At 50.7% G+C, this 598-nt stretch carries 1 protein-coding gene; it reads left to right on the forward strand.

All coding sequences use genetic code 11. The features are described 5' to 3' along the window. On the forward strand, positions 1–598 hold a 598-nt coding region (locus tag BUE76_RS24980; RefSeq protein WP_216820729.1), incomplete at both ends, for a YWFCY domain-containing protein.

Here is a 598-nt window from a genome sequence, read left to right on the forward strand (position 1 = left end):
AGCTGGTTTACCAAAGCCACTTCCATTAGTCTCCTGTTTATTTCCCTGATCGGTACTAAAGGAAAAAAACAGGAAGGCTTACACACCGGGCGATTACTGGCAGGCATGGGGCTGGGCTGCCTGCTGGTTTGGGGTAGTCCTTACCTGACCCCAACAGCAATTGGCTCGCAGTACACAGCTTTTTGCTACATGGGCATTACAAGTTGCGGCTACCTGCTAGTGCTCTCCTATGGCAGCCGCTTGAGCCGTGTCATCCGGCACGCCATCAAGAGCGACATCTTCAACACCTGGAACGAATCTTTTCCACAGGAAGAACGGCTACTGCAAAACGACTATTCCATTAACCTTAAAGCCACTTACCAGTGCAGGGGAAAGCTGCGCGACAGTTGGGTGAACATCATCAACCCATTCAGGGGCATATTGGTACTCGGTTCGCCGGGCTCCGGCAAAACCCACTTTGTTATACAGCAGATTATCCGGCAGCACATCGAAAAAGGATTTTCCATGTTTGTTTACGATTTCAAGTTTGATGACCTAACCCAACTCACTTATGAATGCCTGAGCCGCAATCAGCACCGGTACCCTGTGCCGCCCGCAT

It is taken from the genome of Cnuella takakiae (assembly GCF_001953305.1).
In the GTDB taxonomy this organism is placed as follows: domain Bacteria; phylum Bacteroidota; class Bacteroidia; order Chitinophagales; family Chitinophagaceae; genus Flavisolibacter; species Flavisolibacter takakiae.